Source organism: Saccharomonospora marina XMU15 (assembly GCF_000244955.1).
In the GTDB taxonomy this organism is placed as follows: Bacteria; Actinomycetota; Actinomycetes; order Mycobacteriales; family Pseudonocardiaceae; genus Saccharomonospora_A; species Saccharomonospora_A marina.
The window spans coordinates 1,106,817-1,132,572 of sequence record NZ_CM001439.1; the positions used below are offsets into that span (position 1 = coordinate 1,106,817).

22 protein-coding genes, 1 tRNA gene and 1 other RNA gene are annotated in these 25,756 nt (G+C 68.3%); 17 read left to right on the plus strand and 7 right to left on the minus strand.

Features of this window, described 5'->3' with window-relative positions; genetic code table 11:
• Positions 1-29 precede the first annotated feature (29 nt).
• A complete protein-coding gene (locus SACMADRAFT_RS05245; protein ID WP_083840838.1) occupies positions 30-1,163 on the plus strand; it encodes a YlbL family protein in 1,134 nt (377 codons plus the stop codon).
• Positions 1,164-1,198: 35 nt separating this feature from the next.
• On the opposite strand, the gene SACMADRAFT_RS05250 is transcribed toward SACMADRAFT_RS05245, so the two are convergent.
• Positions 1,199-1,789, minus strand: a complete 591-nt coding sequence (locus SACMADRAFT_RS05250) for a PPA1309 family protein (RefSeq protein WP_009152747.1) — start codon at positions 1,787-1,789, stop codon at positions 1,199-1,201.
• Positions 1,790-1,942: 153 nt separating this feature from the next.
• Here SACMADRAFT_RS05250 and SACMADRAFT_RS05255 point away from each other — a divergent pair, with 153 nt between their 5' ends.
• From SACMADRAFT_RS05255 to SACMADRAFT_RS05290, 8 genes are all read left to right on the plus strand, one after another.
• Positions 1,943-4,873 (plus strand): UPF0182 family protein, encoded by a 2,931-nt coding sequence (locus SACMADRAFT_RS05255; protein ID WP_009152748.1) that lies wholly within the window; start codon positions 1,943-1,945, stop codon positions 4,871-4,873.
• Between the two features lie 166 nt (positions 4,874-5,039).
• Positions 5,040-5,116, plus strand: a tRNA-Met gene (locus tag SACMADRAFT_RS05260).
• A 143-nt stretch (positions 5,117-5,259) separates the two neighbouring features.
• Entirely contained in the window at positions 5,260-5,760 is a 501-nt protein-coding gene (locus tag SACMADRAFT_RS05265) for a PadR family transcriptional regulator (RefSeq protein WP_085977912.1), read from the plus strand.
• 58 nt (positions 5,761-5,818) lie between these two features.
• On the plus strand, positions 5,819-6,925 hold the full coding sequence (gene prfB / locus SACMADRAFT_RS05270) for a peptide chain release factor 2 (protein ID WP_040925556.1): 1,107 nt from the start codon (positions 5,819-5,821) through the stop codon (positions 6,923-6,925).
• Between the two features lie 52 nt (positions 6,926-6,977).
• Positions 6,978-7,667, plus strand: a complete 690-nt coding sequence (gene ftsE, locus SACMADRAFT_RS05275; RefSeq protein ID WP_009152751.1) for a cell division ATP-binding protein FtsE — start codon at positions 6,978-6,980, stop codon at positions 7,665-7,667.
• A 72-nt stretch (positions 7,668-7,739) separates the two neighbouring features.
• A complete protein-coding gene (ftsX, locus tag SACMADRAFT_RS05280) occupies positions 7,740-8,639 on the plus strand; it encodes a permease-like cell division protein FtsX (RefSeq protein ID WP_009152752.1) in 900 nt (299 codons plus the stop codon).
• Between the two features lie 15 nt (positions 8,640-8,654).
• Complete coding sequence (gene smpB, locus SACMADRAFT_RS05285; RefSeq protein ID WP_009152753.1) at positions 8,655-9,137, plus strand: SsrA-binding protein SmpB; 483 nt, start codon at positions 8,655-8,657, stop codon at positions 9,135-9,137.
• Positions 9,134-10,027 (plus strand): amidohydrolase family protein, encoded by an 894-nt coding sequence (locus SACMADRAFT_RS05290; protein ID WP_009152754.1) that lies wholly within the window; start codon positions 9,134-9,136, stop codon positions 10,025-10,027. Before smpB ends, SACMADRAFT_RS05290 begins: the two co-directional genes overlap by 4 nt.
• Before the next feature lie 8 nt (positions 10,028-10,035).
• Here the strand turns inward: SACMADRAFT_RS05290 and SACMADRAFT_RS28935 are convergent, their stop codons facing one another.
• The gene (locus SACMADRAFT_RS28935) at positions 10,036-10,365 is read right to left on the minus strand and encodes a MarR family winged helix-turn-helix transcriptional regulator (protein WP_083840839.1); all 330 of its coding nucleotides are present in this window, start codon (positions 10,363-10,365) and stop codon (positions 10,036-10,038) included.
• A gap of 155 nt (positions 10,366-10,520) precedes the next feature.
• Here SACMADRAFT_RS28935 and SACMADRAFT_RS28420 point away from each other — a divergent pair, with 155 nt between their 5' ends.
• Positions 10,521-10,766, plus strand: a complete 246-nt coding sequence (locus tag SACMADRAFT_RS28420) for a cupin domain-containing protein (RefSeq protein WP_232285545.1) — start codon at positions 10,521-10,523, stop codon at positions 10,764-10,766.
• 9 nt (positions 10,767-10,775) lie between these two features.
• On the opposite strand, the gene SACMADRAFT_RS05300 is transcribed toward SACMADRAFT_RS28420, so the two are convergent.
• The 3 genes from SACMADRAFT_RS05300 to SACMADRAFT_RS05310 are packed head-to-tail and all read right to left on the minus strand — an operon-like array spanning position 10,776 to position 13,294.
• Positions 10,776-11,417 (minus strand): response regulator transcription factor, encoded by a 642-nt coding sequence (locus SACMADRAFT_RS05300; protein ID WP_009152755.1) that lies wholly within the window; start codon positions 11,415-11,417, stop codon positions 10,776-10,778.
• Positions 11,418-11,445: 28 nt separating this feature from the next.
• Positions 11,446-12,573 (minus strand): sensor histidine kinase, encoded by a 1,128-nt coding sequence (locus SACMADRAFT_RS05305; protein ID WP_009152756.1) that lies wholly within the window; start codon positions 12,571-12,573, stop codon positions 11,446-11,448.
• A gap of 28 nt (positions 12,574-12,601) precedes the next feature.
• The gene (locus SACMADRAFT_RS05310; protein WP_009152757.1) at positions 12,602-13,294 is read right to left on the minus strand and encodes a sensor domain-containing protein; all 693 of its coding nucleotides are present in this window, start codon (positions 13,292-13,294) and stop codon (positions 12,602-12,604) included.
• 179 nt (positions 13,295-13,473) lie between these two features.
• On the opposite strand from SACMADRAFT_RS05310, the gene ssrA reads away from it, so the two are divergent.
• Positions 13,474-13,845: a transfer-messenger RNA gene (gene ssrA, locus SACMADRAFT_RS28940) on the plus strand.
• Positions 13,846-13,923: 78 nt separating this feature from the next.
• On the opposite strand, the gene SACMADRAFT_RS05315 is transcribed toward ssrA, so the two are convergent.
• Complete coding sequence (locus tag SACMADRAFT_RS05315; RefSeq protein ID WP_009152758.1) at positions 13,924-14,448, minus strand: DUF421 domain-containing protein; 525 nt, start codon at positions 14,446-14,448, stop codon at positions 13,924-13,926.
• 130 nt (positions 14,449-14,578) lie between these two features.
• Here SACMADRAFT_RS05315 and SACMADRAFT_RS05320 point away from each other — a divergent pair, with 130 nt between their 5' ends.
• From SACMADRAFT_RS05320 to SACMADRAFT_RS05335, 4 genes are read left to right on the plus strand one after another with little or no spacing between them, the layout of a single operon-like run.
• Positions 14,579-16,381: a thiamine pyrophosphate-requiring protein gene (locus SACMADRAFT_RS05320; protein ID WP_009152759.1), complete on the plus strand. Its 1,803-nt coding sequence runs from the start codon at positions 14,579-14,581 to the stop codon at positions 16,379-16,381.
• Positions 16,382-16,383: 2 nt separating this feature from the next.
• On the plus strand, positions 16,384-17,508 hold the full coding sequence (locus SACMADRAFT_RS05325) for an enolase C-terminal domain-like protein (RefSeq protein WP_009152760.1): 1,125 nt from the start codon (positions 16,384-16,386) through the stop codon (positions 17,506-17,508).
• A gap of 32 nt (positions 17,509-17,540) precedes the next feature.
• Positions 17,541-20,681: an FAD-binding and (Fe-S)-binding domain-containing protein gene (locus SACMADRAFT_RS05330; protein WP_009152761.1), complete on the plus strand. Its 3,141-nt coding sequence runs from the start codon at positions 17,541-17,543 to the stop codon at positions 20,679-20,681.
• Positions 20,682-20,712: 31 nt separating this feature from the next.
• Positions 20,713-22,428 carry a glycoside hydrolase family 15 protein gene (locus SACMADRAFT_RS05335; RefSeq protein WP_232285546.1) on the plus strand — a complete coding sequence of 572 codons (1,716 nt, stop codon included), beginning with the start codon at positions 20,713-20,715 and terminating at the stop codon, positions 22,426-22,428.
• A gap of 9 nt (positions 22,429-22,437) precedes the next feature.
• On the opposite strand, the gene SACMADRAFT_RS05340 is transcribed toward SACMADRAFT_RS05335, so the two are convergent.
• Entirely contained in the window at positions 22,438-23,472 is a 1,035-nt protein-coding gene (locus SACMADRAFT_RS05340; RefSeq protein WP_009152763.1) for an SDR family oxidoreductase, read from the minus strand.
• Positions 23,473-23,655: 183 nt separating this feature from the next.
• On the opposite strand from SACMADRAFT_RS05340, the gene SACMADRAFT_RS05345 reads away from it, so the two are divergent.
• Together SACMADRAFT_RS05345 and hutH are read left to right on the plus strand one after the other, a co-directional pair.
• On the plus strand, positions 23,656-24,072 hold the full coding sequence (locus SACMADRAFT_RS05345) for a DUF2267 domain-containing protein (protein ID WP_009152764.1): 417 nt from the start codon (positions 23,656-23,658) through the stop codon (positions 24,070-24,072).
• Positions 24,073-24,219: 147 nt separating this feature from the next.
• A complete protein-coding gene (hutH, locus tag SACMADRAFT_RS05350) occupies positions 24,220-25,755 on the plus strand; it encodes a histidine ammonia-lyase (RefSeq protein WP_009152765.1) in 1,536 nt (511 codons plus the stop codon).
• Position 25,756 lies beyond the last annotated feature (1 nt).

Consider the following 25,756-nt stretch of genomic DNA (forward strand, 5'->3'; position numbering starts at 1 on the left):
CCCGACATCACTCGCCGTACGCTGTGCGTGTGAGTGAGTCCCGTGGCAAGCAACCAGCTTCGGCAGCCACGCAGGTGAGCCCACCGTCCGGCGCGGCGGGAGAGCCGGCCGACAACGGGTCAGGCCGCTCGCGGTTGCGGCTCAGCAGACGTGGTTGGACGCTCGCGTTGAGCGCGGTGCTGGTGGTGGTGTTCGCCATGCTGGGCGCGTTCGTTCGCGTCCCCTACGTCGCGCTCGGCCCAGGGCCGACCTACGACACGCTCGGTGCGGTCAACGGGGAGCAGGTGGTGTCGGTCGAGGGCCGTCCCACCTACCCGACCGGCGGCGAGTTGCGGATGACCACGGTGTCGCTGAACGACGACGTGACCCTGTTCGGTGCGCTGGGGCTGTGGGTGAGCGGGCGGTTCGCGATCGCTCCCCGTGAGGAGTACTTCCAGCCCGGCGAGTCCGACGAGGAGGTCAGGCGGCAAAACATCCAGCAGTTCCGTGACTCGCAGAGCAACGCGGAAGTGGCGGCCCTGCGCAGCCTGGGCTACCCGGTGAAGGTCGTGGTGAAGGAGGTCGTCTCGGGTAGCCCCGCCGACGACGTGCTCTCACCAGGTGACGAGATCGTTGCGGTAGACGGCAGGCGCATTTCGAACGAGGACGACGTGATCGCCGCGTTGAAGGGCACGCGGCCGGGGCAGACCATCTCGATCACGTTCCGGCACGACGGGCAGCCCACGCGCACCGAGTCGGTGAGGCTGGCGAGGCACCCGGAAGGCCCGCAGGGATTCGTCGGATTCCAGCCGATCGACAGAGCCGACGTGCCGTTCGAGGTCGACATCGCCCTCGAGGACGTAGGAGGGCCCTCCGCAGGGCTGATGTTCGCCCTCGCGATCGTCGATCGAATGACTCCGGGGAAGCTCGTGGGCGGAGAACGCGTCGCGGGTACGGGCGAGATCAGCGAGAAGGGCCAGGTCGGCGCTATCGGCGGAATCTCGTTCAAGCTGGTCGCCGCGAAAGAAGCGGGAGCCACCGCGTTCCTCGTACCTGAACGAAACTGTGCGGAGGCCTCCGCACAGGCCCCCGAGGGGCTTCGACTGATCAAGGTGTCGGACCTGGACGGAGCCGTGCGGGCACTGCAGAACCTGGACGCGGGCAGGCCCGTCCCGTCCTGCTGAAGGCTCGCCCAGCGGCGCAGGCGCGGCCGAGCGGGTCAGGGCTGGAGGGTGGCTCGCAGCGCGTCCACGAGGTTGGGGGCCAACTCGGGATGCTCGATGATCTCGTCCACGTCGCCGGACTGCTGCGAACCCGGATCGGCTGCCTCGCCGGGGTCGTGGATTCCACGAAGGCGCATCACGCAGGCGGCGGTGCCGTCGCGTAGCACGGCGGCGACGAGCCGGGCCTCGGTGCGGCTCGGGTGGTCAGCCGCGGCCTGGCGCAGCCGAGCCAGGTCGCCGGCGTCCGATCCCTCGTCGACCTCCGGCAACTGTGCCTCGGCGTCCGGAGGTAGGACGATGATCTCCTGCGCGAGCGCACAGCCGCTCACCGCTTCCGGCCAGGCGATGCGTGCCAGCGCCTCGGCGAGGTCACCTTCGGGTAGCGAGTCCTGCGCCACCGGCGTCAGTGCGCTGCCCTGATCGAGGTGCCCAGCCAGTTCCGGCTGCTGGCGCAGCAGGTCAGCGGTGGACACCAGGGCGAACAGTTGCGGTTGCTGATCCCACCCGCCGGACGCGACGAATTCCTCGACCTCGCGGGCCAGCGCCGCTACGCTCGCGGAACCTGCCTGGTGCTCGCTCTCCGTCATGGTCCTATCGTGGCAGGTGCGGCCCCTCGGTCCGCGAGCGCCCGGTTTGGGGTGTTTCGGGAACTCGGAGCACCCTCCGTAAAGTTAGGTATTCAGGGGTGTTCGCGACGTCGGCGCCCCGCAACGTCAATCTCGACCACGGGAGTGTGCGTAGTGGCCACCCGGCCCCCTGTCAGCCTGCCGAAGCTTTCTCGGCGCGCTCGCGTCCTGCTCATCCTCGCGGCCGCCATCATCCTGCTCCTGCTACTGGGCGCCAGGCTGCTGGACACCTATGTCGACTGGCTGTGGTTCGGCGAGGTGGGCGCGCGCGGGGTGTTCAGCACCGTGCTGCTCACCCGTGTCGTGCTGTTCTTCGTGACGGGCACCCTCGTCGGCGGCATGCTCGCCATCAGCTTGTGGATCGCCTACCGCACCAGGCCGGTGTTCGTACCGGTCTCGGGAGCGGACGATCCGCTCGCCCGCTACCGCTCCCTGGTGGTCGCAAGGACCCGCCTGTTCGGCATCGGAATTCCGGTGATCGCCGGGCTGATCGCAGGCGCCTCCGGGCAGGGCGACTGGCAGATCGTCCAGCTGTACCTGAACGGGACGAGCTTCAACCGCACCGATCCGCAGTTCGGGCACGACATCGGCTTCTATGTCTTCCAACTGCCGTTCTACGGCTGGCTGCTGGGCTGGCTGTTCGTCGCCATCGTGGTGGCGTTCATCGGCGCGCTGCTGGCGCACTACCTGTTCGGCGGTATCCGACTGGCGGGCCGCGGCGGCCAGATCTCCGGCCCGGCCAGGGTCCAGCTTTCGGTGCTGATCGGGGTCTTCGTGCTGTTCAAGGCCGCGGAGTACTTCCTGGACCGCTACAACCTGCTGCTTTCGGGGCGCAACGAGCCGCTGTTCACCGGCGCCACGTACACCGACCTGAACGCGGTGCTGCCCGCGAAGCTCATCCTGCTCTCCATCTCCGTCCTGTGTGCCATCGCGTTCTTCGTCGGCGCGTTCCTGCGCAACATCCAACTGCCCGCGATCGCGCTCGTGCTGCTGATCCTTTCGGGGATCATCATCGGTGTGGCGTGGCCCGCCGTGCTCGAGCAGTTCTCCGTGCGTCCGAACGCCAACGAGAAGGAAGCCGAGTCGATCAGCAGGAACATGGAGGCCACCCGCCTCGCCTACGGCCTCGACGATGTCCAGTACCAGGACTACAGCGGGGACTCCGAGGCTTCGCCTGCCGAGGTCAGGAACGAGCAGGGCACGATACCGAACATCCGGTTGCTCGACCCGAACGTGCTGAGCCCGACCTTCACCCAGCGTGTCGGCCGCGAGAACTTCTACGGCTTCCCCGACAAGCTCGACATCGACCGGTACACGGTGGACGGCGAGCGGCAGGCCTACATCGTCGCGGCGAAGGAGATCAACACCAACGGGCTGCGGGAGAACCAGCAGACGTGGATCAACCGGCATCTGGTCTACACCCACGGCAACGGCTTCGTCGCCGCCCCCGCGAACACGATCGACCGGGCGCTGGAAGACGCCAACAGCGACGGTGGCTACCCGCTGGCGCGCACCAGCGACACCCAGAACCCCGAGGGCGCCGGAATCAGGGTCGAGGAGCCGAGGGTCTACTTCGGCGAGTTGGCGACCGACTACGCGATCGTGGGTGGTCAGGAGGGCCAGGCCCCGGGCGAGTACGACACGGCGACCGACCGCAGCTACCTCTACAACGGCAAGGGCGGTGTGCCGATCGACAACTGGCTCAACCGGCTGGTGTTCGCCGCCCAGCACGGGGAGCGCAACATCCTGTTCTCCGACGCGATCAGCGACGGCTCCAAGATCATGTACAACCGCGATCCGAGAGATCGCGTCGAGAAGGTCGCGCCGTGGCTCACGGCCGACGGGGACCCCTATCCCGCGGTGATCGACGGCAGGATCAAGTGGATCGTCGACGGCTACACGACGCTCAACAACTACCCCTACGCGCAGCGCACTTCGCTGGGTACGGCGACACAGGACTCGCTCACCGGGGTGGCCCGGCAGGAGGACAACCGGATCAACTACATCCGCAACTCCGTCAAGGCCACGGTCGACGCGTTCGACGGCACGGTGACGTTGTACTCGATGGACGACAACGAGCCCGTGCTGAAGGCGTGGCGCAACGTGTTCCCCGGCATCGTGAAGCCGAGTTCGGAGATCACTCCCGAACTGCGTGAACACTTCCGGTACCCGGAGGACATCTTCAAGGTGCAGCGGGAGTTGCTCACCAAGTACCACGTGCGTAACCCGCAGGAGTTCTACTCCACGCAGACGTTCTGGAACGTCCCGCAGGACCCGACGCAGGAAGGCGGGCTCGACCCCAACTCCGACACGGCGAAGCAGCCCGCCTACTACCTGCTTGCCCAGGCGCCGGGGCAAAGCGACCCGAGGTTCCAGCTCACCAGCGCGTTGACGCCGCTGGCGCGGCAGTATCTGGCCGCATGGGCCACGGTGTCGTCCGATCCTGAGGACTACGGCAAGATCACCGTGTTGCGGTTGCCGACGGGAGGCGGCCAGCAGCTCGAGGGTCCCGTGCAGGTGCAGAACGCCTTCCAGAGCAATCCGAAGTTCACGCAGGACAGGACCCTGCTGGGCAACCAGAGCGTGGACATCATCTACGGCAACCTGCTGACACTGCCGGTCGCCGGTGGGTTCCTCTACGTGGAGCCGGTCTACATCCAGCAGCGCAACGCGCAGAGCTATCCACAGCTGGCGCGGGTGCTCGTGTCGTTCGGCGGGCGCATCGGTGTGGCATCGACCTTGAACGGCGCGCTGGACGAGGTGTTCGGTGAGGGCAGCGGCGATGCGGCGACCGGGCCGGCCCAGGGCGGCGCACCGGAGCAGCCGCAGGAGACGTCACCGCCACCCACCCAGCAGCAACAGCTGCCCGACAGCGGCGGCGCCAATCCTGAGCTCGACCAGGCTGTGGCCGACATTCAGGCGGCACTGGAGAAGCTGAGGGCGGCTCAGCGCTCCGGTGACTTCAACGCGCAGGGTGAGGCTCTGGCCGAGTTGGACGCGGCCGCGCAACGCTACGAGCAGGCGCAGAATGCCGGTGGCGGCTGACGGGCGATGATCATGTGAGGTGTCGGACACCCACTTTGCGCCGTGGCGAAACCGTGGCGTAAGGTGGGTGTCACCGCAAGGAGATCACAGCGATCTTCTCGCGGGGCCTCGAACCGACCCCCCTGTCAGGGGGTCACGGGGATGAGGTAGACTAGGAAACACACGGCGCGGGGTGGAGCAGCTCGGTAGCTCGCTGGGCTCATAACCCAGAGGTCGCAGGTTCGAATCCTGTCCCCGCTACCACGTCAAGCAAAAGAGCCCGAATCTGCGGATTCGGGCTCTTTTGCGTGGTCAGAGGCTTGTTCGCACTCTGAGACGGCTGTTCCACATTGGACGTTTCCTTGACCACTGTGGACAGATGCGCGAAGACGTGGCACGGTAGAGGCGTGTCCGATTTGAACGCAACTGCAGCAGCACTGCTTGGTCTGCTACACGACGGTCCCGCTACCGGTGGCGAGCTCGTCGCGGCGGCCGAGGAACGGTTCGGCACGTTCTTCAGCGTCACGAGGAGCCAGGTCTACCGGGAGCTGCCCGCGCTGCACAAGGAAGGCTACGTGCGGCTCGGCAAGCAGGGACCTCGGTCCAGCCAGCAGTACGTCATCACAGCAGCAGGGAAGAAGGCCTTCAAAGGGTGGCTGACCAGCGACTCCGGGCCCGACCACCTGCGCAGCCCGCTCATCCTGCGGGTGGTCAACGCCGGGGTGTTGACGCCCAAACAACGCGCCAACCTCTTCGATGCGGCCAAGGAGACCTACAGCGCGGAGCTGAACGACGCCAGGGCCGCCGTCAGGGCGGCGACCGATCCCGTCGAGAAGGCGGTGGCCGAGTTCGGACAGGCGCACGCCAGGGCCGCGCTGAAGCTGGTGGACGCCCTCTCGTCGAGTTGACCGGTGATCGGTGCGGCCGCTGACGGCGGCCGCACGATTTACCGTAAACTCGAGGGTTGTGAGTGCTGACTTCGAAGCCGCCCTGAAGGACCTCAGCGGGAAGCTGTCCCAGGTCGAGGCCGTCATGGACCTGGATTCGCTGCGCAAGGAGGTCGCGGAGCTGGAGGAGGAGGCCGCGCGGCCGAATCTCTGGGACGATCCTGAGGCCGCGCAGAAGGTGACCAGTCAGCTCTCCTACCGGCAGGCGGAGCTGCGGCGCGTCACCGACCTGCGGCAGCGCGTCGACGACCTCGGTGTGCTGTACGAGCTCGCGGTCGCCGAGGGCGACGAGGCCAGCCGGTCCGAGGCGGAGACCGAGCTGTCCCAGCTCACCAGGGACGTGGACGCCCTCGAGGTGCGCACCCTGCTGTCCGGCGAGTACGACGTACGTAATGCCGTGGTCACGATCCGTTCCGAGGCGGGCGGTGTCGACGCGGCCGACTGGGCCGAGATGCTGTTGCGCATGTACCTGCGCTGGGCGGAACGGCACGGGTACCCGACCGAGGTCTACGACATCTCCTACGCGGAGGAGGCGGGCATCCGGTCCGCGACCTTCAAGGTCAGCGGCCCCTACATCTACGGCACCCTCTCCGTCGAGCAGGGGACCCATCGGCTGGTGCGGATCTCCCCGTTCGACAACCAGAGCAGGCGCCAGACGTCGTTCGCGCACGTCGAGGTACTGCCCGAGGTGGAGGAGGTCGATCACGTCGACGTCCCGGAGAAGGACATTCGCGTCGACGTGTACCGCTCCTCCGGTCCCGGTGGTCAAAGCGTCAACACCACCGACTCGGCCGTGCGCATCACGCACTTGCCGACGGGCATCGTGGTGTCCTGCCAGAACGAGAAGTCGCAGCTGCAGAACAAGGCGGCAGCCATGAAGGTGCTGCAGGCCAAGCTGCTGCAGCGCAAGAAGGCGGAGGAGCGCGCCGAGCTGGACGCGCTGCGCGACGGCGGCTCCAGCTGGGGCAACCAGATGCGCTCCTACGTGCTGCACCCTTACCAACTGGTCAAGGACCTGCGCACCGACTACGAGGTCGGTAACCCTTCGGCCGTGCTCGACGGCGAACTCGACGGCTTCCTCGACGCGGGCATCCGGTGGCGCAAACAGCAGGCCGACGCCGCGTGACGCAGAGTAGGCAACCAGGGCTTCACTCGGCTACGGGGTAAGATGGCCCACCGTGATCCGGCTCGATAGCGTTTCCAAGGTCTACAAGACCTCCTCACGCCCCGCATTGGACGGCGTGTCTGTCGACGTGGACAAGGGCGAGTTCGTCTTCCTCATCGGCCCCTCCGGTTCGGGGAAGTCGACGTTCCTCCGGCTGCTCCTGCGGGAGGAGGTGCCCAGCCGAGGTCGGGTGATGGTGTCGAACTTCGACGTGGCCAAGATGCCTCGGCGCAAGATCCCCCGCTTGCGCCAGACGATCGGCTGCGTGTTCCAGGACTTCCGGCTGCTGACGAACAAGACCGTCGCCGAGAACGTGGCGTTCGCGCTCGAGGTCATCGGCAAGCCGAAGCGGACCATCAGCAAGGTGGTGCCCGAGGTGCTGGAACTGGTAGGCCTCGAAGGCAAGTCCGATCGCATGCCCAACGAGCTCTCCGGTGGTGAGCAGCAGCGGGTGGCGATCGCACGAGCCTTCGTGAACCGGCCGCTGGTGTTGCTGGCCGACGAGCCCACCGGAAACCTCGACCCCGACACCAGCCAGGACATCATGCTGCTGCTCGAGCGCATCAACCGCACGGGCACCACGGTTTTGATGGCCACGCACGACCACTCCATCGTCGACTCAATGCGTCGCCGCGTCGTCGAACTCGATTTCGGCAGAGTTGTCCGAGACGACCGGCGAGGGGTGTACGGCGTCGGTCGCTGATCCCCCGCAGCGCCAGCCCACCCCCAGCTGTCCCCGCCCCGATATCCCCGACCCAAGGAATGCGTCCCCCCGATGCGCGCCAGCTTCGTGTTCAGCGAGGTCATCACCGGTCTTCGCCGGAACGTGACGATGACCATCGCCATGATCCTCACTACCGCCATCTCGCTCGGCATGCTCGGCGGTGGCCTGCTCTTCGTCCGCACGATCGACAAGATGAAGGTGAGCTACCTCGACGACGTCGAGGTCACCGTCTACCTCACCGAGGACATCAGCGCAGGCGACAAGCAGTGCTCCGCGGACCCCTGCGCGTCGCTACGGCAGTCGCTGGAGACCAACCAGGCCGTCGAGTCGGTCGTCTACGAGAACCGTGACGAGGCCTACGAGCGGTTCAAGCGCATCTTCGAGGGCCAGCCCGAACTCGTCGAGCTGGCCAGGCCGGAAGCGCTGCCTGCCTCGCTGCACGTCAAGCTGTTCGATCCGCAGCGCAGCGAGGTGGTGGTGCAGGAGTACAACGGCCAACCCGGCGTGGCCAAGGTCGACGACCAGAACAAGTTCCTCGATCGCTTCTTCAGCCTGCTCAACGCTGGCCGAAACGGCACGTTCATCGTGGCTCTCATCGCGGCGCTGGCGGCGGTGCTGCTGATCGCCAACACGATTCAGGTGTCCGCCTACACCCGGCGTACCGAGGTGGGGATCATGCGGCTGGTCGGTGCCACCCGCTGGTACACCCAGTTGCCCTTCCTGCTGGAGGCGGTGGTCGCGGGCGTGCTGGGTGCGTTGATCGGTGTAACCGGCCTTGTCACGCTGAAGTACCTGGTGCTGGACAAGATCCTGGCGGCGACGGGAGGCGCGATCCCGAAGATCGAACTGATCGACGTGCTGTTCCCGGTGGCCCCGATCCTGATCGGCGTCTCGGTGCTGATCTCGGCGTTCACCGGCTACATAACGCTGCGGCTCTACGTTCGCCACTAGCGCTACAGTCGAACCATGCCGAAGGAACTTGGCCGCAAGGTGATCGCGTCGAATCGTCGTGCCCGCCACGACTACACGATCATCGACACCTACGAGGCGGGTGTGGTGCTCGTGGGTACGGAGGTCAAGAGCCTGCGGGAGGGCAAGGCGTCGCTTGTCGACTCCTTCGCCACCGTCGACGACGGTGAGATCTTCCTGCGCGGCCTGCACATTCCCGAGTACGCGCAGGGCACGTGGACCAATCACGCCCCGAGGCGCACCAGGAAGCTGCTGCTGCACCGCGGGGAGATCGAGAAGCTGATCGGCAAGACGAAGGAGAGCGGGCTGAGCCTGGTGCCGCTGTCGCTGTACTTCAAGGACGGCAAGGTCAAGGTGGAACTGGCGCTGGCCAAGGGCCGAAAGGCCTACGACAAGCGCCACGCCATCGCCAAGCGGGACGCGCAGCGAGAGATCGCGCGAACGATGGGGCGGGCCGCCAAGGGGAAGTACCGCGGGTGAGCCCGCGGGCTGACGAGGACGTCGCGGCCTGGGTCCACGGACTCGGGCTGGACGGAATCGTCGACCTCCACGTGCATTTCCTGCCCGAGCGGATGCTGCGCAAGGTGTGGGCGTACTTCGACAGCGCCGAGGAGCACTACGGCACGGCGTGGCCGGTGCACTACCGCACGACGGAGCAGCAGCGGCTGCGGACCTTGCGTTCGTTCGGAGTGCGCCGTTTCGCGCCGCTGGTGTATCCGCACAAGCCGGGAATGGCGCGATGGCTGAATCAGTGGGCACTGGAGTTCGCCGAGCGCGAGCTCGACGCGGTGCACACGGCGACCTTCTACCCCGAGCCGTCTGCGACCGGCTACGTGGACGAGGCATTGCGGGCGGGCGCTCGGTGCTTCAAGGCGCATGTGCAGGTCGGTGCCTACGATCCGCGGGACCGGCTGCTCGACGGGGTGTGGGGTGCCCTCGCCGATGCCGAGGTCCCGTTGGTGATCCACTGTGGGCACGGTCCGCTGCGCGGCGAGCACACCGGCCTGGAAGTGTTCGCCGAGGTACTGCGCCGCCATCCGCGGCTGGTCGCGGTGCTCGCACACGCGGCGATGCCGGAGTACGAGGACGCGCTGGAGCTGGCGCGGGCCTATCCCAAGGTCCATCTCGACACCACGATGGTGGGTGTGCCGTTCACCGAGCGGCTTTCGCCGCTGCCGGCGGACTGGCCGAGGCGGCTGGTTCCGGTGGCCGACCGGATCGTGCTCGGAAGCGATTTCCCGAACATCCCTTACCCCTATGCGGCGCAGTTGCGCGCGATCGCGGGATGGGCGTCGGCGGAGGAACGGCTCGGTGAGCCGTTCCTGCGTGCGGTGTTGCACGACAACCCCGCGAAGCTGCTCGGTATCTGAGCGGCGAGCTACCAGACCGGACGTAGCGGGACCCGGCGACCGTCGGCGGTGTGATCGGTCAGGGTGGCGAGGTCGTCGTGCAGATCACGCAAACGCTGCGTGCCGATCAATCGTGCCCACTCCTGTTCGATCTCGGTCCAAGCCTCGACGACACGGTGGATGCATTGCCAGCCACGCGGGGTGAGTGCGACGAGCCTGCTGCGACGGTCGTGGGGATGTGGGCGGCGCTCGACGTAGCCACGCCTGTCCAGTTCGTCGACGAGCTGGACGGCGGCCTGCTTGGTGACGCCGAGGTGTTCGCCGAGTTCGACGGCGGTGGCTGCCGAGTGTGTCGACAGGTACTGGAACGCTACTTGACCATTGGAGGCCTGATGACACTCGCCACGCTAACGGCCGCGCCGACGTTCGACATCGGCGGTTTCCAGGCACGCCCGCTCGCCGTGCCCAGTAGAGGGTCGACCGAGCTGTCTGGTCGCTGGAGGCTGCGCCGGGGGTGGCTACCGAGTGGCACACGGTCGACAGGGAGGAAGTGTTCGTGTTGCAGGACGGCAGGATGCTGATGGAGATGGCTGACCAGATGCATGAGCTGACGCCGGGGGATGCGGCCATCGCCGCACCCGGCGTTCCGTTTCGCCTGCGCAACCCGGCCGCGGTGGCCGCACGGCTGACGGTGTGTACATCGAAGGGCATTCGCGGGACCGTCAACGGCGAGACCATCGACCCGCCGTGGGCCCAGTAGCCGGGCTGGTCAGCGGCCGAGGTAGGTGAGCACCGCGCGCACCCTGCGGTGCTCGTCGGTGCTCACTTCGAGGCCCAGCTTGGTGAAGATGTTGCCGATGTGCTTCTCGATCGCTCCATGCGAAACCACGAGTCGCTTCGCGATGGCGGTGTTGGACATTCCCTGCGCCATGAGGCCGAGCACTTCCGACTCGCGTGCGGTGAGCGACGCAAGCGGGTCGCGCCTGCCGCGGGCCACGAGTTGGGCGACCACCTCGGGATCGATCGCCGTGCCGCCCTCGGCCACGCGCCGCACGGCGTCGAGGAACTCCGCGACGTCGGCGACCCGCTCCTTCAGCAGGTAGCCCACGCCCCCGGCACCGTCGGCGAGCAACTCGACGGCGTAGGTCTCCTCGACGTACTGCGAAAGCACCAACACCGGCAGGTCTCGGACCACCTCGCGCGCCCGCAGCGCGGCTCGCAAACCCTCGTCGGTGAACGTCGGTGGCATGCGCACGTCGACGATCGCGAGTTCAGGCCGATGCTGCTCGACCGCGTCCAGCAGGTCGTCACCGTTGTCCACGGCCGCGACCGTTTCGATGCCCTCATCGGCCAGCAGGCGCTGTACCCCTGCCCGCAGCAGAACGGCGTCCTCCGCGATGACCACGCGCATGCTCGCTCCCCAGTGGCTGCGACGCAGCTCACCAGGTACACGGCAGGTCCGCTCGAATCACCGTGGGGCCGCCCGGCGGGCTGACGACGGAAATGACGCCGTCAATCGTGGCAGCACGGTCGGCGAGTCCGCGCAGGCCTCCCCCCTCCCGCAGCCGCGCGCCACCGTTGCCGTTGTCGGTCACTTCCACCACCACGGTGCCGCCCGATCGCCACACTCGCACGCTCGCCTGTGTCGCACCCGAGTGTTTGGCGATGTTGGTCAGCGTCTCACCGACGATGAAGTACGCCGTCGTCTCCACCGCGGCGGGCGGGCGCGGGTCGACCTCCACGCTCACGTCGACGGGCACGGGCGACTTCGCGGCCTGCGCGGACAGCGCCGCGTCCAGGCCGCGGTCGGCCAGTACCGCGGGGTAGATGCCCCTGGCCAGGTCCCTCAGCTCGGCCACGGCCTGCTTCGCGTCGGTGTGGGCCTCGTCGAGCAGGCTACGCAGCGAATCCGGGTCGCCCAGTTTGGTCTTCGCCCTGCCCAGGCTCATCGCCACCGAGACGAGGCGTTGCTGCGCGCCGTCGTGCAGGTCGCGCTCGATACGCCGACGCTCCGCCTCGGCGGCGTCCACCCCGCGCGCCCTCGACGCTTGTAGCCGTGAGGCTCTGGCCTCAGCCCGGCGGGCCTTCGGCGGGCCGAGCAGCGCGAGCGCGAGCCTTCCGTGCAGCCATCCCACGCCGGGAACCACCCAGATCGCGATCGGCAGCAGCACGATAGCGACAACCCCGAGGGCGAACTCGAATACGCCGATCGGAAAGGCCAGCAGCAGGTAGCCGAGGTCACGCCAAGTGGTGGGATCGGTGAGCTGAGTCCTCCACCGCCGCAACGGTCCGCCGTCCTTCGGCAGCCGGTCGGCGGCGGGGATCGCGGTCGCCAGCGCCGCGCTCACCCAACGCCGTTCCAGGTTGCCGAACCCTCGCGCCAGTTTCGTAGCAAGCATCAGAATCGGAATGCCGATCCAGACGACAAGCGTGGCAACACCGACGACGAACAACGTCACCAGCAGAACGAACTGGACCAATCGCAGCGGGAGGCTCGCCACCATGAAGGCGATCGCTCGGAAGGCGGTCGGCCGCGCCTGCTGCCGCGCCGCGCCCCCGCCGCTCATGCCTGGCTCCCCGTCAGCTGATCATGGATCATTCTGCCACCGGATGGGGCTGGCGCTGGTCGACGTCGGTCTCGACGTCGACCATCCTGCCGGGACTTGGACCGAGCAGCAGTCGGGCGATTCGGGCATGGGTGGTGGCCAACCCCCGCGTGAAGGCTACGGTCGCCACGAGCAGCAACACGCCCAGCGCGGCCCACGGCAGGGCGGTGGGCACCGAGTCCACAGTGATCCACCGCAGGTCGTAGCTGGGGAAGAAGTAGGCCCCTTCCGGCAGGTAACGGTAGTACACCGGAAGTGCGAGCAGCCCGAACGACACCGCCCACAACGTCACGACCAGCACGAACTCCACGATTCCTATCGGAAACAGCAGCAGTAGGTAGCAGCTGTCGCGCCAGGTGGAGGAGTCCGAGAGCCGGGCCTTCCAGCGCACCTTGTGGCCGCCATCGGGAAGCGGTCGGTACGGTCGCGGGATGTAGGTGCCCAGCAGCGCACGGATCCGAGCGCGTTCCACCTCCGCGAAGGCGCGGGCCAGCAGGATGGCCAGCATCAGTACCGGCACGCCCACCCAGACGATCACCGTGGACACCCCGACCGAGCCCAATGTCACGAGCAGGACGAAGCCCGCGATGCCCGCGGGGAGATTGAGCAGGAGGTATGTCACCGAGCCCGCCACTGCGGGCCGGGGTGTTCGGCTCGGGTGTTCGGGGTACGCCGCGGTCATGCCGGATCCTTCCTGTGGTCGAGGGTCCAGCCTCTCCCTTCCGGCTGCGGGCAACCAGCATGCGGACCGGTGTCCGGCAGGTGGGGCCAGCCCTACCCGCCGCGAGCGGCGGTCCGGAATTATGCGGTTGCGCCAGGCGTTATCCTTGCTGGGAGAGATCAAAGAGATCGATCCGACGAGGGGGTGAACGGTTTCGACTCTGGACGTTGATCCAGGGGAAGCGTGCCGGTGCAGGCAACGACCACCGTGAGCGTCGTCGCACTAAAAATAAGCGCCAAGACGAACAGTCAGCGCGACTTCGCCCTCGCCGCCTGAGCGAGTGCGAGTCTGTCGGCCCGGGTAAGCCTCCGACCCGGTCTGCCGGCATCAGCTAGGAGGCTTACCGCCGGTTCCGGCCACGGGGACCGGTAGGGAAGCCAACAGTGGCTGGGCCCGTCACACCGGCTTGTTCGCGTGACCGGTGGGGCCGAGTAGAGGCACAGCGAACTGCGCACGGAGAAGCCCTGGAAAGGCGACAGAGGACCCGGGTTCGATTCCCGGCACCTCCACCGCGATGCCCTGGCCGGTCCCACCGGCCAGGGCGTTTTCGTGTTCTCGCCCGTGTTCGCCGCGTCGGCCACCGCCGATCGTCAGCCGCGCTCCCGCGGCCTGTCGACAAGGCCGCGCAGCAGACCGTCGGGCTGCTCGTCCGCGCGTACCACCGAGATGGCGCCCTGCGACTCGTAGAGCGCGTAGCGCACCTGCGACAGGCTCGTGATGCCCCTCATGCGTAGCGCCGCGTCGAGGTCGGCCTCGGTGAGCTGGCATGCCTTGAGCTGGTGAGCGTCGATCTCGCCGTTGGAGATCAACACCCGCACCTTGTGGTCGGTGAACCGCTGCACCCTGCCACGCAGTCGCAGCCTGCTGACGATCTCGTGGCAGGCGAGCAACACCGCGAGCGCGACGAGCCCCTGCACGAACGCGGTGCCCGTCGCGGTGGCGGTGCGCCCGATGATGGCGCCGACCGTCACCATCGCGACCGCGTCGTAGATGGTGATCTGACCCGCGACCCTGCGCACGGTCAACCGCAGCCCGATCAGCGCGGCCACGTAGAGCAGCACGACCTTGACCGCGACCCCGGGGATGGCGGAGACGTCCGAAACGAGCCAGCTCACGCCGCGCGGTTACCCCCGGTGTCGAGTCGGAAACGTTGGCCGTAACCCTGCTGGGAGTAGGCGTTTCGGCGTAGGAGCAGCGGGAAGCCACAGGACCGGGACGTTTCGACAGCTCAGTCAGGGAGCAACCATGCAGCAGGTCGCCGATTACATTGTCGATCGACTCCGGCAGTGGGGAGTCCACCGGGTCTACGGCTACCCGGGGGACGGCATCAACGGTCTACTCGGTGCGTTCGACAGAGCCGACGGTGACCCACAGTTCGTGCAGACCAGGCACGAGGAGATGGCTGCCTTCATGGCCTGCGGTCACGCCAAGTTCACCGGCGAGGTCGGTTGCTGTGTGGCAACCTCCGGGCCGGGCGCCGTGCACCTGCTGAACGGCCTCTACGACGCGAAGCTGGACCACCAGCCGGTGGTCGCGGTCGTGGGCCAGCAGAAGCGGATCTCCCAGGGAGCTCACTACCAGCAGGAGATCCACCTGGAGAACCTGTTCTCCGACGTTTCGGAGTTCTTGCAAACCTGCATGCATCCCGGCCAGGTCAGGCACGTCGTCGACAGGGCCTTCAAGACCGCGCTGACCACCCGCGGCGTCGCGACCATCATCGTGCCGGTCGACCTGCAGGAGGAGCAGGCGCAGGACGCGCCACCGAAGACTCACGGCGCCGTGTACTCCAGCGTGGGATGGAGCCGGCCTCGGGTGCTGCCGAACCCGCAGGAGTTGGAGAAGGCCGCCGACGTGCTCAACGAGGGCGAGAAGGTCGCCATCCTCATCGGTCAGGGAGCCGCGCACGCCGAGCCCGAGGTGATCGAGGCCGCGGAACTGCTCGGCGCGGGTGTCGCCAAGGCGCTGCTGGGTCGTGAGGTCCTCGACGACAACCTGCCGTTCGTCACCGGTCCCATCGGGTTGCTCGGCTCGCAGCCCAGCGACGACATGGTGATGAACTGCGACACGCTCTTCATGATCGGTACGAGTTTCCCCTACGCGGAATGGCTGCCGGACGAGGGAACCGCTCGAGGCGTCGAGATCGACATCGACGGCAGCATGATCGGCATTCGCTACCCCATGGACGCACACGTGGTCGGCGACGCGAAGGAGAGCCTTAAGCAGCTCATCCCGATGTTGCGGCGCAAGGAGGACCGCGGCTGGCGGGAGCGTATCGAGAAGAACGTTCGTACCTGGAACAGGACGCTCGAAGACAGGGCCGGTCAGCACTTCGAGGGCAAACTGAACCCGCAGGCGGTGGCGCAACAGTTGTCGCCGCTGCTGCCCGACAACGCCATCCTCACCGCCGACTCCGGTTCGGCGACCAACTGGTGGGCACGCCACCTCAAACTACGCAACGGTATGCGCGCGTCGCTTTCGGGCACTCTCGCCACGATGGGCCCGGGAACGCCGTACGCGATCGCGGCCAAGTTCGACTACCCCGACCACCCGGTGATCGCCTTCGTCGGCGACGGCGCGTTCCAGATGAACGGCATGAACGAGATGATCACGGTCAAGCGTTATGCCGACCAACTGGGCGGCTCGCCCCCGCTGATCTTCTGCGTCTTCAACAACGAGGACCTCAACCAGGTCACCTGGGAGCAGCGGGCGATGGGAGGCGACCCCAAGTTCATGGGCTCGCAGTACATCCCGGACGTCCGGTTCTCCGAATACGCTGAGTGGCTCGGGTTGCGTGGCATCTACTGCGAGCGCGCCGAGGACGTGGAGCGAGCCTGGCGCGACGCGCTCGCCAGCGACCGGCCGGTGGTGTTGGAGTTCAAGGTGGACCAGGAGATCCCGCCGCTGCCGCCGCACATCAAGATGGAGCAGGGTAAGAAGTCGGCGAAGGCGATCGTCAGCGATCCCGAGAAGGTCGGCGTCGCGGCTCGCGGCTTCCGCCAGGAACTCGTCGAGTTCTTCGAGAAGCTGCCGGGGCGTGACCGGGGCTGATCGTGAAGCGCCCGGACGGCCCACGCGTCGAGAACGTCGACGTGCACGCCTTCACCGTGCCCACCGACGGCCCCGACGGCGTCGAAACCGACGGGACGCTGAAGTGGGACTCCACCACGATGGTGCTGGTCCGCGTGCATGCGGCAGGCAAGACGGGAATCGGCTACACCTACGGCGACGCCTCCGTCGCGAGCTTCGTCGAGTCCAAGCTCGCCTCGCTGGTTCAGGGCGAGGACCCGTTGGGTGCGCCCGCGTTGTGGTACCGGATGTTCGCGGCCATCCGCAACGCGGGCAGGAGCGGGGTCGGTGCCATGGCCGTCTCGGCCGTGGACATCGCGCTGTGGGACCTCAGGGCGCGGTTGTTGGAACTGCCGCTGTTTCGCGTGCTTCCCGCGTTCCACGACGCGGTCCCCGTCTACGGCAGCGGCGGGTTCGCCAACTACCCCGTCGATCGGCTCGTCGACCAACTCGGGGGTTGGGTGGAGCAGGGCATCGACCGGGTCAAGCTGAAAACGTCGCGGGAACCGGCAGCAGACCCCAAGCGCCTGACGGCCGTGCGTGAGGCGATCGGCGCCCAGCCCGAACTGTTCGTGGACGCCAACGGCGCGCTCACCCGCAAGCAGGCGCTGTACTGGGCGGACCGGTTCCGCGACGAGTGGGACGTGTGCTGGCTGGAGGAGCCGGTCAGCTCCGACGACGTCACCGGGCTGCGGCTCGTGCGCGACCTCGGCCCCGGCGGACTGGACGTGGCCGCGGGGGAGTACGGGTTCGTGCCGCGCGACTTCGTGGACCTGGTGGACGTCGTGGACTGCCTGCAGGCCGACGTGACCCGCTGCGGTGGTGTCACCGGCCTGCTGCAGGTATCGGGAATGTGCACGACCCATCAGCTCGACCTGTCCGCGCACTGCGCGCCCGCCGCGTCGGCGCACGCGTTCTGTGCGGTCAAGCGACTGCGCCACCTCGAGTACTTCCACGACCACATCCGCTGCGAGGACATCGCGTTCGACGGCACGCTCAGCCCCGAAGGTGGGCAGCTGCGGCCCGACCCGCACCGCCCCGGCCTCGGCCTGGAGGTCCGCTGGCGCGATCTGGAACCACTGCGCGTTCACGGTTCCCGCGTCGAGTGAACGTGCCACAGCACGACAGGAAGGGAGCCACCATGGCCGCCACCCCCGCGCACGCGCTTCGCGAAGTACCGGACAAGACCGACACGGCCGTACCGGGACCGCCACGCGGTCGGACGCGGATCGACGTGCGTGGGCTCGAGCGGGCGTTGCGCGACAGCGTCGAGGGTGAGGTGCGGTTCGACACCGGATCGCGGGCGATGTACGCCACCGACGCGTCGAACTTCCGGCAGGTGCCGATCGGCGTGGTGATACCGAAGACACTCGACGACGTCGTCGCGACACACCAGGTGTGCCACCGCTTCGCCGCCCCTGTCCTCAACCGCGGTGGCGGCACCAGCCTGTCGGGCGAGACCGTGAACTACGCGGTGGTGATGGACCACACCAAGTACCTCACCGGTATCGGAGAGTTCGATCCGCAAGCCCGCAGGGTCACCTGCGAGCCGGGCGTCATCAACGAGCAGTTGAACAAGTTCACCGGCAAGCAGGACCTGGTTTTCGGCCCCGACCCTTCTTCGCATTCGCGCTGCGCGATCGGCGGCAACATCGGCAACAACTCGTGCGGGATTCACTCGGTTCAGTCGCAGCTGTACGGGCCGGGCCCACGCACCTCCGACAACGTGGCCGCGCTGGAGGTGGTGACCTACGACGGCGAGCGGTTCTGGGTGGGTATCGGCGAGGAGAGCAGGCTCGACGAGATCATCGCGGCGGGCGGCCGCAAGGGCGAGATCTACGCGAGGCTGCGCGAGTTGCGCGATCGCTACGCCGACGACATCCGCGCCGGTTTCGCACCGGTGACCGAGTTGCCCAGGCGGGTTTCCGGTTTCAACCTCGACGAGCTGCTGCCCGAGCGCGGCTTCAACGTGGCGAGGGCGCTCGTGGGCACCGAAAGCACCTGCGTGACCGTGTTGCGCTCCACGCTGCTGCTCACTCCAGCGATGCGGCAGCGCACGCTCGTCGTGGTGCGCTACGACGACATCGTGCAGGCCGCCGAGCGAGTCACCGAGATCATCGAGCGGTGGCGGCCCATCGCGCTGGAGGCACTCGACCACGAGTTGATCGAAAGCCAGCAGCAGCAGCACATGCACGTGGAGGACATCGAGGAACTGCCGGGGGGTCCGGAGGGTGCGTGGTTGCTCGTGCAGTTCGGTGCGGACACCGGGGACGAGTCGCAGCGGCAGGCCGACGACTTCGTGCGCTGGCTACGCAAGAAACAGGGCATCGCCGACGACCGGATCGAGATCGCAAGGAGCGCGCAGGAAGGCGGCATCAGCGAGGACATCTGGGAGATTCGCGAAGGTGGCCTCGCGGGCACCGCGTTCGCGCACGGCAGGGACAACTGGCCGGGGTGGGAGGATTCCGCCGTGCCGCCGGAGCGGATCGGCGAGTACCTCGCCGCGCTGCGGGCGAAGCTGTCGGAGTACGGGCTGCGCGGGGCCATGTACGGGCACATGGGGCAGGGCTGCGTCCATTCCCGGATCGATTTCGATCTGCGCAGCCGCAGCGGCATCAGCAACTACCGCGCCTTTCTGGAGGACGCGGCCGATCTGGTGGTGTCCTTCGGCGGCAGCATTTCGGGCGAACACGGCGACGGCCAGCAGCGCGGTGAGCTGCTGGAGAAGCAGTACGGCCCCAGGCTGGTGCAGGCCATGCGGGAGTTCAAAGCCAGCTGGGACCCGGAATGGAAGATGAACCCCGGCAAGGTGGTCGACGCCTACCCCCTGGACGAGGACCTGCGGCTCGGTGCGGACTACAACCCGTGGCGCCCGAGCACCAAGATGAGTTTTCCCGAGGAGCGCGGCGACTTCGCGCACGCGGGGCTGCGTTGCGTCGGCATCGGCAAGTGCCGCAATCCCGAGGGCTCACCGACGATGTGCCCGAGCTACCAGGTGACCAGGGAGGAGGAGCACAGCACCAGGGGAAGGGCGCGGCTGCTGTTCGAGATGCTGCAGGGCGACGTCGTCACCGACGGCTGGCAGTCCAAGGAAGTGGCCGATGCCCTCGAACTGTGTCTTGCCTGCAAAGGCTGCACCAGTGACTGTCCCGTCAAGGTGGACGTTCCCTCCTACAAGGCCGAGTTCCGCAAGCACCACTACCGATCGTTGCGGCGCTGGAGGCCACGGCACGCATACGCGTTCGGCTTCATCGACCAGGCTTCGCGGCTTGCGACAGCGGTCCCCGAACTGGCCAACCTCGCGACCCGGACACCGGGGCTGCGCACGATCGCGAAGTTGGTGGCGGGGATCGACCGGCGCAGACCGCTGCCGCGGTTCGCGCCGATGACGTTGCAGCAGTGGTTCAGCGAACGCGGCGGGACGGCCAATCCGCACGGCAGGCCGGTGGTGTTGTTCCCCGACACGTTCAACAACCACCTGCACACCGATGTCGGCGTCGCGTGTGTGGAGGAGTTGGAGGCGGCCGGCTGGCGCGTCATCGTGCCCCGCGGCCACGTCTGCTGCGGTCGCCCGCTGTACGACTACGGATTCCTCGACGTGGCCGAGCGGTACCTGCATCGCGTGCTCGCCCAGTTGCGCGAGTACGTCCGCGCCGACATCCCCGTCGTCGGGATGGAGCCGAGTTGCCTGGCGGTGTTCAAGGACGAGTTGCTGCGGATGCTGCCGCACGACGACGACGCGAGGCGGTTGATCGCCAACTCCTACCACTTCGCGGAGTTCTTCCGGGCATTCGACATCGAACCGCCGAAGTCAGGCGGAACCGCGTTGCTGTGGGGGCACTGCCACCAGCGGGCGACCGGTGGTGTGGACGCTGACGCCGAACTGCTGCAGCGGATGGGATTGCAGGTGCGCAACCTGGAGGGCGGTTGTTGCGGGCTGGCGGGCTCGTGGGGCTTCGAGGACGGCAAGTACGAGATCTCGATGGACTGCGGCGAGCAGGCTTTGCTGCCCGCGGTGCGCGAGGCCGACGAGTCGGCCGTGGTAGTGGCGAACGGGTTCTCGTGCCAGACGCAGATCGCCGACGCGGACACCGGGCGGACGGCGCTGCACCTGGCACAGGTGATGCGTCGTGCTCGCGACGGCAACGGTGCAGCGCCGGGCAGGCCCACACCGCCGAATGCCAGGCGGGCGCTGCGGACCGGCGTCACCGCGGCGGCGCTGCTCGGTGTCGCGGGCACCGTGGGCGTCGGACTCGCACGCGCGGGTGCGGCGCGATTGTGAGGCCGATGCGCACGTGATACCGACGCCTAGCGTGCTGCGTGAGTACGCGTTGCTGGCAGACGGACAGCGGGGCGCCGTGATCGGCCCGCGCGGCGAGATCGTCTGGCTGTGTGTGCCGAGATGGGATTCCGAGTCCGTTTTCGCCGGGCTCCTCGGTGGCGAGGGCCAGTACACCGTGCGTCCCGCCGACCGGTGGTTCGTGCCGGGTGGCTTCTACGAGGAGGGCTCCCTCATCTGGCGATCGCGGTGGCGTTGTTCCGAAGGGACGGTCGAGTGCCGGGAGGCGATGGCGATGCCCGGCCTGCCGGACCGGGTGGTGCTGCTGCGGCGGGTGCTCGCGGTGGAGGGCGACGCCGAGGTCGAGGTGATCCTCGACCCTCGGGCAGACTTCGGCAGGCGGCCCATGCACGAGCCGAGCAGGGAAGGCGGCCACTGGCTTTCCACGGTCGGGGATCTGCACCTGCGGTGGTCCGGTTGCCCCGAAGCCAGGCCGTCCGGCAAGGGGCTCACCGCGCGGCTGAAGATCCCGGCAGGCGAATTCCGCGACTTGGTGTTGGAACTCGCCGAGCGGCCGCTGAACGAGCCGCCGACGCAGCCGCACCAGTTGTGGGAGGCCACCGAGCACCGGTGGCGTGCGGAGGTGCCACGGCTGGACGGTTTCGTCGGCACCCGCGACGCAAGGCAGGCCTACGCCGTGCTGCGCGGGTTGACCAACTCGCGAGGCGCGATGGTGGCGGCGGCCACCACGTCCCTTCCCGAGCGCGCAAGGACCGGACGCAACTACGACTACCGCTACTGCTGGATTCGCGACCAGTGCTTCACGGGGCAGGCGTTGTCCGTGCTGGGCGACGACCCGCTGTTCGACGCGCAGGTGGACTGGATCACCGAGCGGGTGCTCGCCGACGGGGCCCGGCTGCGGCCCGTCTATACCGGAACCGGCGAGGTCGTCCCCGGTGAGCAAGGGCTCGACCGACTGCCCGGCTATCCGGGAGGGCGCCCCAAGGTGGGTAACTCGGCCACGGAGCAGTTCCAGCTCGACGCGCTCGGCGAGGCGTTGTTGCTGCTGGCGAGTGCGGGAAGGAACGGCAGGTTCGACAACACCCGCAGGGAAGCGGTGAGCGTGCTTGTCGACGCGATCGGTAACCGCTGGACCGAACCGGACACCGGTGTGTGGGAGACCGCCGACGACACCTGGGCGCACTCCCGCCTGATCTGCGCGGCGGGACTGCGTGCCGTCGCGGCGATCGAGCCTGGCAGGGGCGAGTCGGCGGACTGGTCTTCGCTTGCCGACACGATCGTGGCGCACACCGGGCGGCACTGTGTGCACCCGACGGGGCGCTGGCAGCGTTCTCCCGGCGATTCGCGGGTGGACGCCGCGTTGCTGCTTCCCGGCATCCGTGGGGTGCTGCCTGCCGACGACCCGCGCACGGTCGCGACGCTGGACGCGGTGAGGGGGCAGCTGACCGAGGACGGCTACGTTTACCGGTTCCGGCACGACGAACGCCCGCTGCACGCCGCGGAGGGCGCCTTCTTGATGTGCGGTTTTATCACCGCGCTGGCATGTCTGCGGCGCGGCGAGCACGAGGAGGCCATGGGGTGGTTCGAGCGCAGCCGGTCGGCCTGCGGCCCGCCCGGGCTCTACTCCGAGGAGTACGACGTCGTGCAGCGCCAGCTACGCGGCAACCTGCCGCAGGCGTTCGTGCACTCCTTCCTGCTGGAGACGTCCTACCACCTCAGCCAAGGTTGACCCGCGTGGTCAGTGGCGCCTGCGCCTGCCCGCGCCGCGGGCGGCCAGCGCCAACCCACCGCCCACGCCCGCGGCGGTGGCGGTACCGACGGCCGCGTGGTGATGGGACAACCACAGCTGCGGGCTACGTTTCTTGGCCTGCTCGCTGAACCGGCCTCGCGCACCGAAGTCCTGCCCGCCTCCCCGGTCCACCGGCTGCCACAGGTTCACCGGCTGCTGCGGTTCCTGCGGCTCCTCTGTCTGCTGTGACTGGTAGGCGGTGCGGGCGAGGTAGCGGTCCAGCAGCCCGGGGGCGAGCTTGTTGGCGAGCAGGGTGGCCACGGTGGAGAAGCCCACCCAGTACTCCCTGCGGCGCGGATGGTCGGCGGCGTACACGATGGCCCTGGCAGCGATCTCGGGCTCGTAGATCGGAGGCACCGGCTGCACCTTCCGTCGGGTCCGAGTCAACGCCCAGTCGAACTGCGGGGTGTTGACTCCCGGCAGTTGCACCATCGTGACGTGCACCTTGCTGCCGTCGTGCAGCAGCTCGCAGCGCAACGACTCGGTGAACCCCTGAATGGCGTGCTTGGCGCCGCAGTAGGCCGACTGCAGCGGGATGCCTCGATATGCCAGCGCCGATCCGATCTGCACGATCGTGCCGTGGTCACGTGGCAGCATCAGGTCCAGCGCGACCCGGGTGCCGTTCACGAACCCGTGGTAGGTGACGTCGGTGACCTGGCGGAACTCCTCCGGCTCGATCTTGGTGAACGGCGCGAACAACGTCGCGAAGGCGCCGTTGATCCAGACATCGATCGGACCCAGTTCCTCCTCGACCCGCCGCGCGGCCGACCGCACGGCGTCGTGGTCGGTCATGTCCACCGGTACCGGCATCGCCCTACCGCCCAGTTCCTCGACGTCGCGGGCGGCGCTGTTGAGCCCTTCACTGCCACGCGCGAACAACGCGACCCGATCTCCCCTTGCGGCCAGCGATCGAGCGGTGGCCCTGCCGATACCCGCACTCGCGCCCGTCACGACGACCGTCTTCGGCGTACGCCGCTTACCCATGGATCCCTCCCGTAGTCGCCTTGGTTTCGCGTCCCCGAGCCGGGGCGACAACCTCCGGGTACCCAGCCACCCGTGGCGGACTCTTCCGCGGCTCGACGGCGCGGCGTGCGTTTGGGCGCATTGTGGCCAGGCAAATCCCTCGGGCGAGGAGGCAAACCGAACGAGGTCGAAAGGCAGCAGCCCATGGACCACGACCACTTCATCGGTCAGGTGCAGGCGCGCGCGCAACTGGCCAGCCGTGGTGAGGCGGAGGGCCTGACCCGAGCCACGCTGGAAACCCTCGGAGAGCGGGTGCCCGAGCACCTCGCGGAGAACCTGGCCGACCAGTTGCCCGCCGAACTGGGCGAACACCTGCGCAGGACGGTGACACTCGGCGGCGCGGGCTCGGGGGAGCGGTTCGGGCTCGACGAGTTCGTTCGCCGCGTTGCCGAGCGTGGCCATCTGCCGGAGCCCAACGCGGTGTACGGCTCGCGCGTCGTGCTGGAGGTGACCGACGAGGCGACCCGAGGAGTGCTGGACAAGGTGCGCCACTCGCTGCCCGCCGACCTGCGGCAGTTGGTGGACGCGGGCAGCACGGGTCAACTGGGCTCCGGCTCCTGAGAACCGGGCACCGCCGACCCGAGGCGGTCAGCTCACCTGCCGCGTGGGGCGTTGCCACCGGTGAGTTCGCGGTCCAGCCTGGTATGCGAACACAACCGGCATCGCGGCGATGATGCGCCCGCCCGTAGGGGCGGCGGAATGGGGAGCATGTCCGAGCAGGTACGCCTCGGGGCGGCAGCGCTACGGCGCGAGCAGGTGACAGCGGTGGCCCGCGGCGCCGCGACCGTCGCACTGGACGAGGTCGCCGAGCGCGAACTCGCCAGGGCGCGCGCCCTTGTCGAAGCGCAGGCCGACGCGCGGCCACCCGCATACGGAGTCTCCACCGGGTTCGGCGCGCTCGCGGTGCGCCACATCCCCGCCGAGCAACGCAGTCAGCTGCAACGGTCGCTGATCCGCTCGCACTCCGCGGGCGCCGGTGCGGTGGTGGAACGCGAAGTGGTGCGGGCGATGTTGCTGCTGCGGCTGCGGACGCTGGTCAGCGGGTACAGCGGGGTGCGCCCGGTTACCGCGCGATCGCTGGCTGCGCTGCTGAACGCCGGGATCACCCCGGTGGTGCACGAGCACGGCTCACTGGGTTGTTCCGGCGACCTCGCCCCGCTCGCGGCAGCCGCGCTCGCGCTCATCGGCGAGGGTGAGGTGTTCGACCGGGACGGTACGCGGCTGCCTGCCTCGGAGGCGCTCGCCGCCGCCGGTATCGAACCACTGACGCTGGCCGAGAAGGAGGGCCTCTCGCTCATCAACGGCACCGACGGCATGCTCGGCATGCTGGTGTTGGCCGTCGAGGACCTGTGCGCGCTCGTCGACGTCGCCGACCTCACCGCCGCGATGAGTGTGGAAGCCCTGCTCGGCACCGACCGGGCGTTCGCCCAGGAGTTGCAGGAACTGCGGCCACACCCCGGGCAGGCGGTCTCCGCGCGCCGGATGCGTGCGGCGCTGGCCGGCTCGCAGATCATGGCCAGCCATCGCGGCGAGGACTGCACCCGCGTGCAGGACGCCTACTCGCTGCGGTGCGCGCCGCAGGTGCACGGGGCCACCCGGGACACGCTCGATCACGCGGCCGCGGTCGCCGACCGCGAACTCGCCTCAGTCATCGACAACCCCGTTGTGCTCGCCGACGGCAGGCTGCAGTCCTGCGGCAACTTCCACGGCGCGCCGGTGGGGTACGTGCTGGACTTCCTGGCCGTCGCCGTTGCCGACCTAGCGAGTATCGCCGAGCGCCGTACCGACCGGCTGCTCGATGTCTCCCGCTCGCACGGGCTTCCCGCGTTCCTGGCCGCGAACCCCGGTGTGGACTCCGGTCACATGATCGCCCAGTACACGCAGGCAGCCGTGGTGAGCGAACTGAAGCGGCTCGCCGTGCCCGCGTCGGTGGATTCCGTTCCCAGCAGCGCGATGCAGGAGGACCACGTGTCGATGGGGTGGGGAGCCGCCCGGAAGCTGCGCCGCGCGATCAGCGGGCTCACCACCGTGCTCGCCGTGGAGTTGCTCACCGCCGCGCGTGCGCTCGACCTACGTGCGCCGCTGCTGCCCGCGCCCGGCACGGGAGCGGTGCGGGACCTGCTGCGCACCCGGGTACCCGGTCCGGGGCCCGACCGGCACCTGGCCCCGGAGATCGCCGCGGCGGAGGAACTCATCGCCTCCGGTGCCGTGCTGCACGCCGCGCTGCCGCGGGAGCGGAGGTGAC

Excerpts from the sequence above, each read along its gene's own strand:
- SACMADRAFT_RS05250 (WP_009152747.1), bottom strand. The coding sequence starts at position 1,789 with ATGACGGAGAGCGAGCACCAGGCAGGTTCCGCGAGCGTAGCGGCGCTG.
- ftsX (WP_009152752.1), top strand. The coding sequence starts at position 7,740 with ATGCGCGCCAGCTTCGTGTTCAGCGAGGTCATCACCGGTCTTCGCCGG.
- smpB (WP_009152753.1), top strand. The coding sequence starts at position 8,655 with ATGCCGAAGGAACTTGGCCGCAAGGTGATCGCGTCGAATCGTCGTGCC.
- SACMADRAFT_RS05300 (WP_009152755.1), bottom strand. The coding sequence starts at position 11,417 with ATGCGCGTGGTCATCGCGGAGGACGCCGTTCTGCTGCGGGCAGGGGTA.
- SACMADRAFT_RS05305 (WP_009152756.1), bottom strand. The coding sequence starts at position 12,573 with ATGAGCGGCGGGGGCGCGGCGCGGCAGCAGGCGCGGCCGACCGCCTTC.
- SACMADRAFT_RS05310 (WP_009152757.1), bottom strand. The coding sequence starts at position 13,294 with ATGACCGCGGCGTACCCCGAACACCCGAGCCGAACACCCCGGCCCGCA.
- SACMADRAFT_RS05320 (WP_009152759.1), top strand. The coding sequence starts at position 14,579 with ATGCAGCAGGTCGCCGATTACATTGTCGATCGACTCCGGCAGTGGGGA.
- SACMADRAFT_RS05330 (WP_009152761.1), top strand. The coding sequence starts at position 17,541 with ATGGCCGCCACCCCCGCGCACGCGCTTCGCGAAGTACCGGACAAGACC.
- SACMADRAFT_RS05340 (WP_009152763.1), bottom strand. The coding sequence starts at position 23,472 with ATGGGTAAGCGGCGTACGCCGAAGACGGTCGTCGTGACGGGCGCGAGT.
- SACMADRAFT_RS05345 (WP_009152764.1), top strand. The coding sequence starts at position 23,656 with ATGGACCACGACCACTTCATCGGTCAGGTGCAGGCGCGCGCGCAACTG.
- hutH (WP_009152765.1), top strand. The coding sequence starts at position 24,220 with ATGTCCGAGCAGGTACGCCTCGGGGCGGCAGCGCTACGGCGCGAGCAG.